The 17,164-nt window shown below is 45.7% G+C and carries 15 protein-coding genes; 2 read left to right on the forward strand and 13 right to left on the reverse strand.

Translation table 11 applies throughout. The features are described from left to right. Positions 1–147 precede the first annotated feature (147 nt). The 8 genes from R7P67_RS22150 to leuS form a co-directional block, all read right to left on the reverse strand. Positions 148–951: a septal ring lytic transglycosylase RlpA family protein gene (locus R7P67_RS22150; RefSeq protein WP_213877546.1), complete on the reverse strand. Its 804-nt coding sequence runs from the start codon at positions 949–951 to the stop codon at positions 148–150. 2 nt (positions 952–953) lie between these two features. Next, positions 954–2,075, reverse strand: a complete 1,122-nt coding sequence (gene rodA, locus R7P67_RS22155) for a rod shape-determining protein RodA (RefSeq protein ID WP_005373004.1) — start codon at positions 2,073–2,075, stop codon at positions 954–956. Further along, positions 2,075–3,991 (reverse strand): penicillin-binding protein 2, encoded by a 1,917-nt coding sequence (gene mrdA / locus R7P67_RS22160; protein WP_262653806.1) that lies wholly within the window; start codon positions 3,989–3,991, stop codon positions 2,075–2,077. Before mrdA ends, rodA begins: the two co-directional genes overlap by 1 nt. 29 nt (positions 3,992–4,020) lie before the next feature. After that, positions 4,021–4,491 carry a 23S rRNA (pseudouridine(1915)-N(3))-methyltransferase RlmH gene (rlmH, locus tag R7P67_RS22165; RefSeq protein WP_017821762.1) on the reverse strand — a complete coding sequence of 157 codons (471 nt, stop codon included), beginning with the start codon at positions 4,489–4,491 and terminating at the stop codon, positions 4,021–4,023. Between the two features lie 4 nt (positions 4,492–4,495). Further along, positions 4,496–4,813, reverse strand: a complete 318-nt coding sequence (rsfS, locus tag R7P67_RS22170) for a ribosome silencing factor (RefSeq protein ID WP_005373015.1) — start codon at positions 4,811–4,813, stop codon at positions 4,496–4,498. An 88-nt stretch (positions 4,814–4,901) separates the two neighbouring features. Further along, on the reverse strand, positions 4,902–5,921 hold the full coding sequence (gene holA, locus R7P67_RS22175; protein WP_262653803.1) for a DNA polymerase III subunit delta: 1,020 nt from the start codon (positions 5,919–5,921) through the stop codon (positions 4,902–4,904). Positions 5,922–5,926: 5 nt separating this feature from the next. Beyond that, positions 5,927–6,466, reverse strand: coding sequence for an LPS assembly lipoprotein LptE (gene lptE, locus R7P67_RS22180; RefSeq protein ID WP_005384122.1), 540 nt, complete (start codon positions 6,464–6,466; stop codon positions 5,927–5,929). Between the two features lie 152 nt (positions 6,467–6,618). Beyond that, positions 6,619–9,192: a leucine--tRNA ligase gene (leuS, locus tag R7P67_RS22185; RefSeq protein ID WP_262653800.1), complete on the reverse strand. Its 2,574-nt coding sequence runs from the start codon at positions 9,190–9,192 to the stop codon at positions 6,619–6,621. A 153-nt stretch (positions 9,193–9,345) separates the two neighbouring features. Here leuS and R7P67_RS22190 point away from each other — a divergent pair, with 153 nt between their 5' ends. After that, the gene (locus R7P67_RS22190) at positions 9,346–9,816 is read left to right on the forward strand and encodes a zinc ribbon-containing protein (protein WP_005373024.1); all 471 of its coding nucleotides are present in this window, start codon (positions 9,346–9,348) and stop codon (positions 9,814–9,816) included. An 84-nt stretch (positions 9,817–9,900) separates the two neighbouring features. Here the strand turns inward: R7P67_RS22190 and lnt are convergent, their stop codons facing one another. The 5 genes from lnt to miaB form a co-directional block, all read right to left on the reverse strand. Continuing rightward, positions 9,901–11,418, reverse strand: coding sequence for an apolipoprotein N-acyltransferase (lnt, locus tag R7P67_RS22195; protein WP_262653798.1), 1,518 nt, complete (start codon positions 11,416–11,418; stop codon positions 9,901–9,903). Positions 11,419–11,451: 33 nt separating this feature from the next. Further along, positions 11,452–12,351: a CNNM family magnesium/cobalt transport protein CorC gene (gene corC / locus R7P67_RS22200; RefSeq protein ID WP_005384118.1), complete on the reverse strand. Its 900-nt coding sequence runs from the start codon at positions 12,349–12,351 to the stop codon at positions 11,452–11,454. A gap of 105 nt (positions 12,352–12,456) precedes the next feature. Next, on the reverse strand, positions 12,457–12,921 hold the full coding sequence (gene ybeY / locus R7P67_RS22205; RefSeq protein ID WP_005373030.1) for an rRNA maturation RNase YbeY: 465 nt from the start codon (positions 12,919–12,921) through the stop codon (positions 12,457–12,459). 2 nt (positions 12,922–12,923) lie between these two features. Next, positions 12,924–14,021 carry a PhoH family protein gene (locus tag R7P67_RS22210; RefSeq protein ID WP_005373033.1) on the reverse strand — a complete coding sequence of 366 codons (1,098 nt, stop codon included), beginning with the start codon at positions 14,019–14,021 and terminating at the stop codon, positions 12,924–12,926. A gap of 73 nt (positions 14,022–14,094) precedes the next feature. Continuing rightward, positions 14,095–15,519, reverse strand: a complete 1,425-nt coding sequence (gene miaB / locus R7P67_RS22215) for a tRNA (N6-isopentenyl adenosine(37)-C2)-methylthiotransferase MiaB (protein WP_005373038.1) — start codon at positions 15,517–15,519, stop codon at positions 14,095–14,097. 257 nt (positions 15,520–15,776) lie between these two features. Here miaB and R7P67_RS22220 point away from each other — a divergent pair, with 257 nt between their 5' ends. Next, on the forward strand, positions 15,777–16,955 hold the full coding sequence (locus tag R7P67_RS22220; protein WP_213961136.1) for a 2-octaprenyl-3-methyl-6-methoxy-1,4-benzoquinol hydroxylase: 1,179 nt from the start codon (positions 15,777–15,779) through the stop codon (positions 16,953–16,955). Positions 16,956–17,164 lie beyond the last annotated feature (209 nt).

Genomic DNA, 17,164 nt, shown 5'->3' on the forward strand with positions numbered 1-17,164 from the left:
GCAGAAAGGGCAACCGAAGAAACGAGAATAGATTTCACAAACTTATTTTTATTCATGGTAATTCAAATTTTTGGGTTAACTGCAGACATCTTATCAGAATCCCTAGTTATGTAAGAGGGGGATCAAAGAGAAATTCATGACACGAGGTCATTTGGCAGTGTTGTGTTTTTTAATAAATGCAGACGAATAGCCGAGCAACTTTACTTTATCTAATGTGGCTTGCGTCAGGGAATAGTCAGTAAATGGCCCTAACAACAAGCGATAAGACTCTTTCGCACTCTCTAGGAAAGTTTCTGTATCCAATTTTTGACCAAGCTCGGTACCTAAAGTTCGCGCGCGTTCTTCATTTTTTGATGATGCCACTTGAATAACGTACCTAGGGTGCGCTTCTAATGACTTTTTGTCCATGGGCTGATTGATACTGATCACTTCAATTTCCACGTTCGCGGTGCCTGTTTTTATGACATCTAACTTGTGCGCGGCGGCATAGCTTAAATCAATGATACGGCCATCGTGAAAAGGACCTCGGTCATTAACTCGTACTATGGTGGTTTTGCCGTTGTCAGTATTGGTAACTTTTACGTAACTTGGTAACGGTAGCGTTTTATGCGCTGCCGTCATTGAGTACATGTCATAGATTTCGCCATTAGAAGTCAAATGACCTTGGAATTTTTTCCCATACCAAGATGCTCGGCCTTTTTCTTTAAAGCCTTTCGCATTGCGAACTATTTTGTAGTCTTTGCCACGCAAGTGGTAATCTTTGTTCCCACCTAGGCTGTACGGTTCATATTTAGGATGCGCATCCTCGATGTGTTCGACTGAAAGCGGTGTATCCGGTGCAACATCGGATTCGAGTTCGTAACGGCCTTCTTGTTCTTTTTGGCTAGTTGATGAACAGCCTGCCAAAATAAGAGCAGAGAAAACCAAGGAATATAAAGCGCGTTTTTGCATGTCTAGGTCGCCTTAGAGAATGCTTTTCGGTGCGTATGAATCGACATCAGAATACCAAAACCAGCCATCAAGGTTACCATTGATGTGCCGCCATAACTGATGAGTGGCAACGGTACACCTACTACAGGTAGGATGCCACTTACCATGCCAATATTTACAAAAATATACACGAAGAAGCTGAGTACAATACTGCCTGCCATCATTCGTCCAAATGCGGTTTGCGCTTGGCTGGCGAGATATAAACCTCGTCCAATAATAAATAGATAGATGGCTAAAAGGCAAAGGAAGCCAATCATACCCCATTCTTCAGCAATTACTGCAAAGATAAAGTCAGTGTGTCGTTCAGGAAGAAATTCTAGTTGTGACTGCGTACCTTGCAACCAACCTTTGCCGGAAATACCGCCGGAGCCAATCGCAATTTTACTCTGAATAATGTGGTAGCCCGCTCCTAGCGGATCAGACTCCGGGTTAAATAGAGTACGAACTCGCACTTTTTGATACTCTCGCATCAAGAAAAACCACAGAATTGGAATGAAACCACCTAATGCAATCGCAGCACCAGCGATGATTTTCCAGCTAATGCCGGCGAGGAAGATAACAAAAATACCGGAAGCGGCGATCAGGATCGAGGTACCTAAGTCAGGCTGCTTTGCAATGAGAATGGTTGGTAAGCAGACCATAATCAGTGCAACAATGAGTGTTTTTAGCGTTGGTGGAAGGGGCTGTCTACCGACATAGCGAGCCACCATTAATGGCACTGCGAGCTTCAATAGCTCTGACGGTTGAAAGCGCACAAAACCGAGGTTAAGCCAACGCTGCGCGCCTTTCGATGCTTCACCGAAAAACAGCACGCCGAAAAGCAGTATAACGCCACCAACGAACATCAAAGGTGCCAAGCTTTCGTAAGTTCGTGGAGAAAGCTGTGCAAGGACGAGCATCACAACGAGTGAAAGCACCATTCGCATGGCTTGGCGATCCATCATCAGTAAACTTTGGCCACTGGCGCTGTACATGATCACCAGGCCAAACCCCATCAGGGCCAGTATGCCAAGTAGGAGTGGTAAGTCGATATGGAAGCGTTCAAACAGGGCGCGATTTTTACCTGTAGAGGGATCCATCTTCATTACTGTTTTACCTCTTTCTTCGCATTGTTTTCAGGCTCAATTTCTTCTGGACCAAGAACGACTCGGTCAAAAATTTTCCTTACTACTGGGGCACCGTTACTAGAACCACCACCGGCATTTTCTAGTACTACAGTGACGACCACTTTAGGATCATCAAATGGTGCAAAGCCAGTAAATAACGCATGGTCACGTAAGTGCTCGGCGATCTCATCGGCGTTGTACTCTTCGTTTTCACCCAGACCGAAGACCTGTGCAGTACCTGATTTACCCGCTGTTTCATAATTCATTTTGTAGAATGAGCGACGAGCTGTTCCGCGCGTGCCATGGTTTACCCGACGCATGCCTTCTTTCGCCATATCCCAGTACTTTTTAGGCACATTCTTGATTGGTGGGTAAGTCACGTATTCTGTCGTTTTTTGCTCTTCGAAGTCGTTACCATTTTCTATCGTCGCTTTGAGCAAGTGAGGTGCGATCACTTCTCCCTCGTTTACTAATACGGCGGTTGCTTTGGCGATTTGCATTGGTGTTGCTGTCCAATATCCTTGGCCGATACCCACAGGGATCGTATCACCTTTATACCATGGGGTTTTATGGCGAGACATTTTCCAGTCACGAGTCGGCATATTCGCCTTACTTTCTTCGTAGATATCGATGCCAGTGTAATCACCAAAGCCGAACATCATCATCCAATTCGAAATACGGTCAATACCCATGTCATAAGCGATTTGATAGTAGAAGGTATCAACAGACTCTTCGATCGACTTAATGATATCGACGCGTCCGTGTCCCCAACGTAACCAGTCACGGAATGGGCGAGTGTTGGAGTTTGGTATGCGCCAATAACCTGGATCATTTCGCGTAGTGTTCGGTGTGACGACACCTTCTTGTAGCGCGGCTACCGCCATAAATGGTTTGATGGTAGACGCGGGTGGATAAATGCCAAGTGTGGTTCGGTTGACCAAGGGACGGTTTTTATCGTTCAAAAGGGCGCGATAGTCTTTACCTGAGATTCCGTGCACGAACGAGTTAGGATCGTAGCTAGGGCTCGAAACCATAGCCAGTACACCATTGTCTCTAGGATCGATTACTACAGCACTGCCTCGGCGGCCGTCCAATAATTGGTGTACGTACAACTGCAAGTTGATATCAAGGTTTAAAACGATGTCTTTTCCGGGTACAGGTGGAACGTACTTTAAGGTACGGATTACTCGGCCGCGGCTGTTTACCTCGACTTCTTGATATCCGGCTGTACCGTGTAAGAGGTCTTCGTAGTATTTTTCAATACCCAGCTTACCAATGTCGCGAGTGGCTTGATAGTTTGCGTCTTTTTCTTCTCGGATCAGGCGCTGCATGTCGCGATCATTGATTCGAGAAACGTAACCAATCACGTGGGTTAAGACTTCGCTGAAAGGGTAGTAGCGCTTTAAGGTCGCACTTATTTCCACACCCGGAAAGCGGTACTGATTGACGGAGAATACCGCTACTTGTTTTTCGTTCAGTTGGGTCAGCAGTGGGACCGATTTAAATCGACGAGTCCGTTTACGCTCGTGGTGGAAACGTTCAATCTGGTCTGGTGTAATTTCCAGAATAGTTTGTAATTCTTGGATGGTTGCATCAATGTCTTTAATTTTTTCTGGGGTCAGTTCTAAGTTAAAGACGGGACGGTTCTCTGCCAGTAAAACGCCATTTCGGTCATAAATTAGACCTCGGTTAGGCGCGATAGGCACTACTTTGATGCGGTTATCGTTCGAGCGGGTTTGATAGTCTTGAAACTGGTTCACCTGAATGTTGTACATGTTGGCAACCAGAGCTCCCATCAAGACAACAATGCCGATAAAAGCAACAATAGCGCGGCTGGCAAACAGACGCGCTTCGGCTTGATAATCTCGGATTTGACTGCGTCGTTTACGAATCATTAACGCTTGGCTCTAAAGTTAAACAACGATTATTCGCGATGATAAGGGTGGTTAGCGGTGATGCTCCACGCTCGGTACAAGCTTTCTGCCATTACGATACGCACTAGAGGGTGGGGTAGCGTTAAGGCAGACAATGACCAGCTTTGGTCTGCTGCAGCTTTGCATGCAGGAGCGAGTCCTTCAGGACCGCCGATTAATATTGATACATCACGGCCATCTAATTTCCAAGCTTCTAACTGCTCAGCGAGTTGAGGAGTGTCCCATTTTTTACCTGGGATATCTAACGTGACGATACGGTTGCCTTTTGGTACCGCCGCGAGCATCGCTTCTCCTTCTTTTTGCAGGATGCGAGCGATATCGGCATTCTTACCACGCTTGCCAGCAGAGATTTCAATCAACTCCAACGGCATATCATGTGGGAAACGGCGACGATATTCTTGAAAGCCTTCCTCAACCCATTTTGGCATTTTTGTGCCAACAGCAATTAGTTGAATTTTCAAAAGATTAACCCCAGAGTTTTTCTAGCTGGTAGAGTTCGCGGTGCTCTTCTTGCATCACGTGAAGCATGGCGTCGCCCATATCTAGAACTACCCATTCACCTTCGTTTTCACCTTCCATTCCTAGTGGCTCAAGACCGGCTTTTTTCACCTCTGTTGCAACATGGTCAGCGATGGATGAAACGTGGCGTTTGGATGTACCAGTACAGATGATCATGTAATCTGTCACGCTTGATTTATCTTCCACATTTAGGACGATAATGTCTTCCGCTTTCATGTCGTCGGCTTTATCAGCTAAAAAGTCTTTCAGTTCTTCGCGAAGCACTCGGTTTTCCTCGGTTTGTCTCTTATCTCTACAGTGTTTTACATTCTTGCTTGCAAAACAGGTCGCGCACTATATCACGCTTTGATTTTTAAATTGCCAGCTTAATATCAGGAGAGCAGGTTTCTAAGCTCACCTGATGAATAGTTGGCCATACAGACTCGTCATACTGAGTTTTGGCTTTTATCTCGGCTTGAGCCAACAAGGAGAGCAATGCACAAATACGACTCGCTGATAAGCGGGCCAGTGCTGCGTTATAGAGTGGACGCTTGTTTTGCCAAACTCGATATTTCTCAAATACCTGGTTCATTCCCATTTGAGTTAAGTCTTGATGCATATTTAAAAGTTGGCTCAACTCTTTTTGTACACTTCGAATCAAGATCACGGTCTCAACCCCTTCCGCCTCAAGTTGGCGAAGAATACGTTGTGCACGGTTTGCTTTACCTGCCAGTAAGGCGTCGATCCAGTTAAAGGTAGTGAAGTGATTATGGCGACTTAGGGCTTCCTCTAAACGTATGATGGTCAGCTCACCATCCGGATAGAGTAGGGCCAATTTCTCTAAGCTTTGTGTCAATGCAAATAGGTTACCTTCATGCCATTGAGCCAACATTTGCAGTGATTGCTGATCGGGTTTTAGTCCCAACGTGCGGCAACGTGTCTGAATGAACATAGGTAGGCGTTGAAGGTCTGGCGACAAGCAGCTTACCCAATCGCCTTTTGAGCTTAATGCTTTGAACCATTTCGCATTTTCTTGGGCTTTGGTCAGTTTGCTACCAACAATGACGAGCATGATGTCATCATGAAGCATATCACACAGTGTTTGCAGCTCTTTGCTGACGGCGGTTGTCACGCCACTTTCAGGAATTTCAAGCTCAATCAATTGACGGTTTGAAAACAGGCTCATCGCTTGGAAACAGTCGTAAACTTGGTTCCAGTCGATGCTAGCATCCACCGCAAAACGGTGTTTTTCCTCAAAACCTTGCTGAAACGCTGCCTTTTGGATGGCTTGGCGGCTTTCTTGAATCAGTAACGGCTCATTACCAAAGATTAAGTAAACCTGTTTAACTTGTTTAGTTAAATGATCCGTTAGCTTATCGGCATAAATTCGCATAGTGACTAAGAGTTTTTGTTCGCTGGCTCAGAGATTTGTCCTGCTTCATATTCGGCACGAATACGGCCCAACTGGCGCATCATCTGTTTTGCAGCTTGCAAGCGCATCTCGTCTTCAATTACGTCACGCTCAACAGATTTTGCAAGTGCGGTCAACGGGTTGTCTAGGTAGTTGCGGTTTACTGTTGTCGTAAAGTTTTTAGAACCATAGCCAGGAATTGTCACACGGTATTTTACTACGTATGTCAGCTCTTTTTCTGCTGCACGGCTATTTTGATAAAGCGATAGTGTACGCTCATCGATTGTCGCTTCCGTCAAATGAAGGTTGGGTACCGTCGATGATGGTTGAACAAGTTCAACTTTGTTCAGTTCGAGTTGAGAGCGAACATAGCGAGTTAATTCACTGTATTCATCGTAGCTGGAGAAAGACATAGTGTGCAGCTCTTCCGGTACGGAATACTCGCCGCGAAGGTGAAAACCACAGGCAGAAAGAAGCCCCGCTAATACCAATACCACTGGTAGTTTAATCAAAGAGAAAAAGCGCATTGATTGTATTCATCCTAAATTGAAGGGGTTATTTACCTTAAACCACTCATGTGAATGGTTTGAGGTAAATAAACAGGGTAGAAAACTACCCTGTTTAATGACTCTTGGTTAACAAATAAGTTCGCTAAACAGAGACAAATTGCAAGCTGTGATTAGTTTGCAACGATGTTCAGCAGTTTACCTGGAACGTAAATGACTTTACGAATAGTCAGGCCATCAGTGAACTTAACCACGTTTTCGTCGTTTAGACCAAGCTGTTCGATATCGTCTTTAGAGATATCCGCTGGGACTGTTAGCTTCGCACGTAGCTTACCGTTAACTTGAACAACGATAGTTTTTTCGTCTTCAACTAGCGCTTTTTCGTCAAACGTCGGCCATGCCGCGTTATCAATGTCTGTTTCACCTAGTGCTGCCCATAGCTCGTATGAGATATGCGGAGTGATAGGGTAAAGCATGACAACAATAGCTTTCAGTGCTTCGTCAAGGATTGCACGATCTTGCGCAGATTCTTGAGGCGCTTTCGCTAGTTTGTTCATCAGCTCCATGATCGCAGCGATCGCGGTGTTGAATGTTTGACGACGAGCGATATCGTCCGTCACTTTCGCGATAGTCTTGTGAACGTCGCGGCGAAGTGCTTTTTGATCACCAGAAAGCGCTGAGGTATCTACTGCTTCTGCTGTGCCTTTCGCTGTGTGCTCTTTAACTAGTTTCCAAACACGTTTTAGGAAGCGGTTCGCACCTTCTACGCCAGACTCTTGCCATTCAAGTGTCATGTCCGCTGGAGACGCGAACATCATGAATAGACGTACTGTGTCAGCGCCGTACTTGTCTACCATTTCTTGAGGGTCGATACCGTTGTTCTTAGACTTAGACATCTTGATCATGCCTGAGTGCGTTACATCACGACCTTCAGTGTCTTTAGCAGAAGTAATGCGGCCTTTACCATCACGTTCAACGGCTACGTCTGTTGGAGCTACCCACTCTTTGCCGCCTTTCTCGTTCTCGAAGTAGAACGCATCAGCCAGTACCATGCCTTGACACAGTAGTTGCTTGAACGGTTCGTCAGAAGTTACGTAACCCGCATCGCGCAGTAGTTTGTGGAAGAAGCGTGAGTACAGTAGGTGCATACAAGCGTGCTCGATACCACCAATGTACTGATCTACTGGTAGCCAGTAGTTTGCTTTTTCTGGGTCTAGGATGTCGTCCGCTTGTGGTGAACAGTAACGCGCGTAGTACCAAGAAGATTCCATGAACGTATCGAACGTATCTGTCTCACGTAGAGCAGGTTCGCCGTTAAAGGTTGTCTTCGCCCACTCTTTGTCTGCTTTGATTGGGCTGGTTACGCCGTCCATTACCACGTCTTCTGGAAGAATCACTGGTAGTTGGTCAGCAGGTACTGGGTGAACTTCACCGTCTTCAGTCGTTACCATTGGGATTGGTGCGCCCCAGTAACGTTGACGAGATACACCCCAGTCGCGTAGACGGAAGTTTACAGTCTTAGTGCCTTTGCCTTCTGCTTCTAGCTTCGCTGCAATTGCATCGAACGCCGCTTGGAATTCTAGGCCGTCGAATTCACCAGAATCGAACAGTACGCCTTTCTCTGTGTATGCTGCTTCAGAGATGTCTAGCTCGCTGCCATCAGCAGGCTTGATAACAGGCACGATGTCTAGACCGTACTTCGTTGCGAACTCGTAGTCACGTTGGTCGTGTGCAGGTACTGCCATTACCGCGCCTGTACCGTAGTCCATCAGTACGAAGTTTGCTACGTAAACAGGAACTTCACGGCCGTTCAATGGATGAATAGCAGTAAGGCCAGTAGCCATACCTTTCTTCTCCATTGTCGCTAGCTCAGCTTCTGCAACCTTGTTGTTCTTACATTCGTCGATAAACGCTGCAAGCTCTGGATTGTTCTCTGCTGCAAGAGCTGCAAGAGGGTGGCCGGCTGCGATACCCACGTAAGTCACACCCATTAGCGTATCTGGACGTGTTGTGTAAACTTCTAGGTCTTGTTGACCCTTAACTTCAAACTTCAGTTCAACACCTTCAGAACGACCAATCCAGTTGCGCTGCATGGTTTTCACCATTTCAGGCCAACCTTCAAGCTTGTCTAAGTCGTCTAGTAGCTCTTGAGCGTACTCAGTGATTTTGATGAACCATTGAGGGATTTCTTTTTGCTCTACAGGCGTATCACAACGCCAGCAACAACCGTCTTCAACCTGCTCGTTTGCAAGAACAGTTTGGTCGTTAGGACACCAGTTAACAGAAGAAGTCTTTTTGTAAACTAAACCTTTCTCGTAAAGTTTAGTGAAGAACTCTTGTTCCCAGCGGTAGTACTCCGGTGTACATGTTGCGAATTCACGGTTCCAATCGTAACCAAAGCCTAGAAGCTTAAGTTGGTTCTTCATGTATTCGATGTTTTCGTAAGTCCAAGGTGCTGGCGCAGTTTTGTTTTTTACTGCTGCGTTTTCTGCAGGTAGACCGAATGCGTCCCAACCGATTGGTTGCATCACGTTTTTGCCTTGTAGGCGTTGGAAACGAGATACTACATCACCGATAGTGTAGTTGCGCACGTGACCCATGTGCAGTCGACCACTTGGGTATGGGAACATGGACAGACAGTAGAATTTTTCTTTATTTGGGTCTTCACTTACAACAAAGGTTTTGTTGTCATCCCAGTGCTTTTGAACTTTTTGTTCAATATCTTGTGGGTTGTATTGTTCTTGCATCGATGGTATCCGTTATCTTGGAATTTGTGAGTTCGGTTAGAACAGACTTAAATAGATCGTCATAGAATACCTAAAGCTAGGGATCACAACAATAGCCAATCTGTACCCATACGCCCTTAAGTGACGCAGGTAGGAGAAAGATGGAGGTCAGTTATGCCTAAACGTAAAACAGGTTATGAGGAAATGCTCGAGGATGTGATTGAAACCTTGAAGCACAGTCCGGAAGAAGTTAACAAAGCGATTGAGACGTCGGGCAAAGTGGTGGATGCTGCTAATGACTTGACCAAAGATGAATTGGCTTTAATCAAAGCGTACCTTAAAGCAGACTTAAAAGAGTTTTCAGAGAGTTACGAGGATAGCAAAAGCGGCCCGTTTTACTTAACGATTGCGGACTCGATATGGCAAGGGCTGTTAGAGATTACTGACCGAACTAAAGTTGAGTGGGTTGAGTTGTTCGATGACTTAGAGCATCAAGGGCTATATGAAGCAGGAGAGGTGATAGGCTTAGGCACTTTAGTCTGTGATGAGTGTGGTCACAAGACAACGTATAACCACCCAACTGTAATCATTCCGTGTATTAAATGTGGTCACAAAGGCTTTACTCGTCAGTCATTAAAGCCATAAATGGCGCGTAACGACAGTATAATGCTATGAATAAAAAAGAGGCTTAGTCGCCTCTTTTTTGTCTTTTCTACTTTCAAGCTGTTATCAGCTCTGTTTTCTTCTTAAGCCGAAAGCCAGAGCTAAACTTAACCCAACCCAAATATACAATGGCCAAGTACCAAGGACTCGATATGGCGTTTGTCCATTGGTTGGGGTGAGCTCTGCGCGCAGTACTGCAGTTTCAAACTGCGGTACTTGCTCAACGATTTTACCTTTGTGATCGGTTACCGCTGTTAATCCGTTGTTAGTCGAGCGGATGAGCGGTTTACCTAACTCTAAGGCACGCATACGGGCGATCTCCATATGCTGAAGAGGACCGATAGAGTGACCAAACCATGCATCATTTGAAAGCGTTAGAATGAAGTCTGTTTCGTCAGTCACATTTTGACGCACTTGCTCATTAAAGATGATCTCATAGCAAAGCGCTGGTGCCATGTGCATGCCATTCGCAACGATGTTTGGCTGCACAAAAGCCCCACGGCTAAACGACGACATCGGTAGGTTAAAGAATGGCGCTAATGGGCGCAAAATATCTTCAAATGGTACAAACTCACCAAATGGTAGTAGGTGATGCTTATGGTAACGTTCGCTTAAATCGAAGCTGTAGTCACCGTATGGTGTGATGCCTAGGGACAGAATACTGTTGTAGAACTGTCGATCTTCAGCTTGGTTGACGACACCGGTGATGATTGCGCTGTTATTCATTTTTGCAGCGCTGTCGATATTGCTCAAAAATGAAGGCACTTCAATTTCAAAAGCGGGAATTGCTGCTTCTGGCCAAACGATAATGTCAGCGTCCCAGTTTTCACGAGTTAAGTCAGCGTACTTCATGATGGTTGGCCAGCGTTGACTTGGTAGCCACTTTAGGTTTTGGTCTACGTTACCTTGAATTAGTGCGAGCTTAGTCGTGTCTTCTGCTCGGGGTGTTACCCAATCGTAGTTGCGAACCCCAAAGCCAGTACTGAGTAGCACCGCAGGGATAATCGCCACCAGCCACTGCTTATGAATCCATGCATAGGCTAACGCCCCTGCGCTGATAAGGATAAATAGAGTAAGCAGTTCTACGCCGCCAATTGGTGCAAAGCTTGCGAGTGGAGCATCTATCTGGCTATAGCCTAGCCATAACCAAGGGAAGCCGGTCATCACCCAACCACGCAACCAATCACTGATCAGCCATAAAGCAGGTGCAGCGAGAAGTGCTTTTGTGAGCGTAAATTGAGGAAACAGCTTGTTGTTGAGCCAAGCAAATAAGCCTGAATAAACAGCCAAGTAGGCAACAAGTAAGCCCATTAAAAATAAATTGGCAATGAGCGGCATACCGCCAAAACCGGAGATACTGACGTAAACCCAGCTAACGCCAGTTGCAAATTGACCTAACCCCCAAGCATAACCAATCCATAGTGCGCGTTTCGGAGTTTGGTTAGCAAGAAGAATCAGTAGAATTGCAGGGCTAAGAATGGCAATAGGCCACAGCTGGTAAGGAGCGAAAGCGAGTGTAGTAGAGGCGCCAACAAAAGCGGCCACTGAGGGCCGCTTAAGGCGATGAAAGAGTTCATTCATCATTGTAATTTTCTGAGATTCCCAATGGGTATCGCGTTACTCTTGAGTGGCTTCAACCAGGGTTTCTTCGTCTGGGATCGTCACTTGGAGTTGAATGACACGACGGTTATCGGCAGCGGTGACTTTGAAGTTGTAGCCTTCAATTTCAACCAGTTCACCACGAGAAGGTAAGTGACCAAAGGCAGTCATGACCATACCACCAACGGTATCAACTTCCTCATCGCTGAAGTTGGTTCCGAATGTCTCATTAAACTCTTCGATGGTTGTCAGCGCTCTGACAGCAAACGTATGCTTGCTTAGTTTACGAATGTCCGTCTCTTCACTTTCATCGAATTCATCTTCAATATCCCCGACGATTTCCTCAAGGATATCTTCAATGGTCACAAGACCAGAAACACCACCGAATTCATCGACAACAATGGCCATATGATAACGTTCTTCACGGAATTCTTTCAGCAGTCGATCAACGCGTTTACTTTCCGGTACTACAACCGCTGGTCGAATGACTTCTTCGATATCAAATGGATTACTGCCTGAGCCTAAGTATTTAAGTAAGTCCTTCGCTAGAAGTATGCCTTCCACATGGTCTTTATCTTCGCTGATTACAGGGTAGCGAGAGTGTTGAGCATCGGTAATCAAAGCAACCAAGGTATCAAGGTCGTGAGTACGCTCAACGGTAACCATTTGCGAACGCGGGATCATAATGTCACGCACACGCATTTCGGAGATTTCCATAACACCTTCAAGCATATCGCGAGTGTCATGGTCAATCAGGTCGTTAACTTCAGAGTCGCGGATAACATCCACAAGCTCTTGGCGATCTTTTGGTTCGCCCTGAAATAGTTGACCTAGACGTTCAAAGAAGGACTTTCTACTCGGACCTTCTGCCTTTTCTTTCTTATCTTCGTTAGAAGAGGGAGAATTATCTTCGTTCATTGTTTCTCAATTAAGTAACGCTATCAGAAGTGTGATAGCACACATAGAGAGGCGAACACGAGAGTCATTTAGGTGGTTCGCCTTTCCCTGTCGAGTGGCCAATAGCTACTCTTTTTCAGCAATGTAAGGATCTTCATAACCCATACCTTGCATGATTTCGGTTTCGAGGGACTCCATCTCTTCGGCTTCGTCATCCTCTATATGATCATAACCTAGCAGATGCAAGCTGCCATGTACAACCATATGCGCCCAATGTGCTAGCAGAGGCTTGCTCTGTTCAACCGCCTCTTTTTCAACAACTTGGCGGCAAATAATCAAATCACCAAGTAAATCTATTTCCATACCAGGAGGTGCTTCAAATGGAAACGACAACACATTAGTTGGTTTATCTTTGCCGCGATACTCATGGTTGAGCGTATGACTTTCTTGTTCATCAACAATACGAATGGTGACTTCGGCTTGTGGCTGGAAGAGAGGGATTGTCTTATCTAGCCACAATTGGAAATCTTGCTGCGAAGGCAGACCTTCTTCATTTTCGACTGCCAGTTGCAGATCAAGTTCAATCGCCATGATTATTCCTTAGTTGAAGCAACTTGTGCATTCAGTTCGGCTTTTGCTGCTTCTAGTAACTTCGCATCGCGTTCTTCACGACGGCGTTTCTCGAACTCTTTACGCTCTTTCTGGTCTTGTGCTTCCCACTTCTCGTACGCGTTAACGATACGAGCAACCACAGGGTGACGTACAACGTCGTCGGCCAAGAAGAAGTTAAAGCTGATGTCGTCAACTTCGCTTAGTACTTCAATAGCATGACGAAGACCCGATTTCGCACCACGAGGTAAGTCAATCTGCGTGACATCACCAGTGATAACCGCGCGAGAGTTAAAACCAATACGCGTTAGGAACATCTTCATCTGCTCAACAGTGGTGTTCTGACTCTCATCAAGAATGATGAAGGCGTCGTTTAGAGTACGACCACGCATGTAAGCAAGAGGGGCAACCTCAATCACGTTACGTTCAATCAGCTTCTCTACGCGCTCAAAGCCCAGCATTTCAAATAGAGCGTCGTATAGCGGACGTAGGTATGGGTCGACTTTCTGGCTTAAATCACCAGGCAGGAAGCCCAATTTCTCACCAGCTTCAACCGCTGGACGAGTAAGTAGAATACGACGGATCTCTTGGCGCTCTAGTGCGTCAACAGCTGCTGCTACAGCAAGGTAGGTTTTACCTGTACCAGCCGGGCCAATACCAAAAGAAATATCATGCGTGACCATGTTAACCAAGTACTGCGCTTGGTTTGGCGTACGTGGTTTGATCACACCTTTCTTGGTTTTGACGAAGACTTCTTTACCATGCTCGATGTTAGACTCAGTATTCTGCTCAAGAACACCAGACTCTTTGATCGCTAGATGGATTTGCTCAGGCTCAATATCTGGGATCTCACCTCGTACAGGTGCGGTATCAACATATAGAGTTTTCAGGATATCCAGCGCAGCTGATGCGGTATGAGGTTTACCGACAATCGTAAAGTGGTCACTACGGTGGTTAATTTCAACGCCTAGACGACGTTCTAAATGCTTGATGTTGTCATCGAATGGACCGCACAGGCTAGCTAGTCGGCGGTTGTCTGAAGGTTCTAGGTTAATTTCTAGAGTTACGATTTTATTGCTCAATGTTGCCTCTCATTTTTTGCCACTTAGTGAGAGCCTGATAACGACCAGGCTCTCTATGGCTATTTATACGAGCTTACGGCGTAAAAGTAGCTACACCCAGCTCATCTTCGCGACGTGTTTTCGCCATCATCTGCGTTGGGGAAATCACACTACGAAGATCCATGTCTTTTTCAGTACGTACTAGCTCACCACGCAGTGAGTTTGCAAATACGTCTACGATCTTCACATCAACGAACTGACCAATTAGGTCTGCACTACCTTCAAAGTTTACTACACGGTTGTTTTCTGTACGAGCGCGTAGTTCCATTAGGTTTTTCTTCGAAGGACCTTCAACTAGAACACGTTGTTCTGTGCCAAGCATTAAGCGAGAGTAACGCATCGCTTGAGCATTGATAGTTTGCTGTAGTTCGTAAAGGCGCTCTTTCTTCACTTGTTCTGACACATCACAAGGATAATCCGCTGCTGGCGTACCTGGACGTGGAGAGAAAATAAAGCTGAAGCTCATGTCAAAGTCTACATCTTTGATTAGCTTCATGGTGTCTTGGAAGTCTTTGTCTGTCTCACCAGGGAAACCAACAATAAAGTCTGAACTGATTTGAATATCAGGACGAGCTTTACGCAGTTTACGGATGATCGATTTGTATTCGATAGCGGTGTGAGGGCGTTTCATCATCGTTAGGATACGGTCACTACCACTTTGCACAGGTAAGTGCAGGAAGCTCACAAGTTCTGGCGTATCTTCGTATACTGCGATGATGTCGTCTGTGAATTCTAACGGGTGGCTCGTCGTGAAACGAATACGGTCGATACCATCGATAGACGCAACCAAACGAAGCAGTTCTGCAAATGAACAGATCTCACCATCGTGCATAGGACCACGGTACGCGTTTACGTTTTGACCCAGAAGGTTTACTTCACGTACGCCTTGTTCAGCAAGTTGGGCGATTTCGAACAGTACGTCATCCATTGGACGGCTTACTTCTTCACCACGAGTGTACGGTACGACACAGTAAGTACAGTACTTAGAGCAGCCTTCCATAATAGAAACGAATGCTGTCGCACCTTCAGCGCGAGGTTCAGGTAGGCGGTCGAATTTTTCGATCTCTGGGAACGAAATGTCCATAACTGGTGCATCATCGGACTGAGATTGTTTGATCATCTCAGGTAGGCGGTGCAAAGTTTGTGGGCCAAAAATAACGTCAACGTATGGTGCACGTTCACGAATATGGTCACCTTCTTGCGTTGCTACACAACCACCTACACCGATAACTACGCCAGGTTTTTTATCTTTTAGTGTTTTCCAGCGGCCTAGCTGGTGGAAAACTTTCTCTTGCGCTTTTTCACGGATCGAACAGGTGTTAAGTAGAAGTACGTCTGCTTCCTCTGGCTCTTCCGTCAGCTCGTAGCCGTTTGCAGCATTAAGCAGGTCGGCCATTTTTGATGAATCGTATTCGTTCATCTGGCAGCCCCAGGTTTTAATTAGCAGTTTCTTACTCATCTCACTTTCGCTCGTTCAGTTGTACTTAAATCGGAGAGCTATTGCTCAAATTATAGCCGCCATCACGGCGGTAAGCGGCGTATTGTACTGCTTTAAAAAGCACCTGACTAGTGATCTAGCTAATTCTCTGCAAAGCCTGATGAAATCTAGTTTTTCGCCCTATGCAGAACAAGGTTTTTTGTTAAACAATTTTGTAAAAATAGCCATGGAAAGTACAATAAAAAACGCCAATTAATCAGCACGATGAAGAGTGAAAAATGAACAAGTATGACATCGCCGTGATCGGTGGCGGTATGGTTGGGGCAGCCGTCGCTGTTGGATTTGCCAAGCAGGGCAGAAGCGTTGTCTTGGTTGAAGGTACAAAACCTAAAGTTTTTGATGCCGCTCAGGCGATGGATATTCGTGTATCTGCAATCTCGCACCAGTCGGTGGAGTTACTTGATTCACTCGGAGCATGGTCAGAGATCAAGAGCATGCGAGTTTGTCCTTATCGGCGCTTAGAAACTTGGGAGCACCCAGAGTGCCGTACTCGTTTTCACTCTGATGAATTGTCATTGGATCAGCTAGGTTACATCGTTGAAAATCGCCTAATCCAATTAGGTCTTTGGCAAGTCTTCTCTCAGTATGAAAATCTAACCGTGATGTGTCCTGAGCGATTAAAAGCCATTGAGTTTGCAGATGTAAACCTTGTGACACTAGAAAGTGGGGAGCAGTTTGAAGCTAACTGGGTGATTGGTGCTGATGGTGCAAACTCTAAAGTTCGTCAATTGTCTGGAATTGGTGTAACTGCGTGGGATTACCGACAACACTGCATGTTGATTAACGTGAAAACAGAATTGCCTCAGCAAGATATTACTTGGCAACAATTTACACCTTCAGGCCCACGTTCATTTTTACCTCTGTGCTCTTTGAGTAACGACGATGGTCAAGTAGTAGGCCAAGGTTCTTTGGTTTGGTATGACTCGCCTAAACGTATTAAACAACTGTGTGCGATGGGTAAACCTCAACTAAGGGAAGAAATCTTACGTCATTTCCCTGCTGAATTAGGCGATATTGAAGTTTTACAGTTTGGCTCATTCCCACTCACTCGTCGTCATGCGCAAAGCTACTCAAGCAAAAATTGCGTGTTAGTGGGTGACTCTGCTCATACGATCAATCCGCTTGCAGGGCAAGGGGTAAACTTAGGCTTCAAAGATGTAGACGTTCTCCTTTCGGTAACAGAACACCAAGAAAAGCTGGAAGATACCTTACTCGCGAAATACGAACGCGCACGTCGACCTGACAACTTACTCATGCAGACGGGCATGGACTTTTTCTATAAAGGTTTTAGCAACGATCTTGGGCCATTGAAGTTCGTACGTAATGCTGCATTGAAGCTTGCTGAAAACTCAGGGCCAATTAAGGCTCAAGTACTGAAATACGCGTTAGGTATGTAGTAAGCTACTCAAATCACAGATAGAAAAAAAGCGAGCCATGAGCTCGCTTTTTTAATTCGGCAAATCTAATGATTTCCCGAGTCCAGAACCAAAAAAAAGAAAAAACCCAGCAAAGTCATGCTGGGTTTTCCGATAATGGTGCGGAAGGAGAGACTTGAACTCTCACACCTTGCGGCGCCAGAACCTAAATCTGGTGCGTCTACCAATTC

It is taken from the genome of Vibrio sp. Vb0937 (assembly GCF_033338855.1).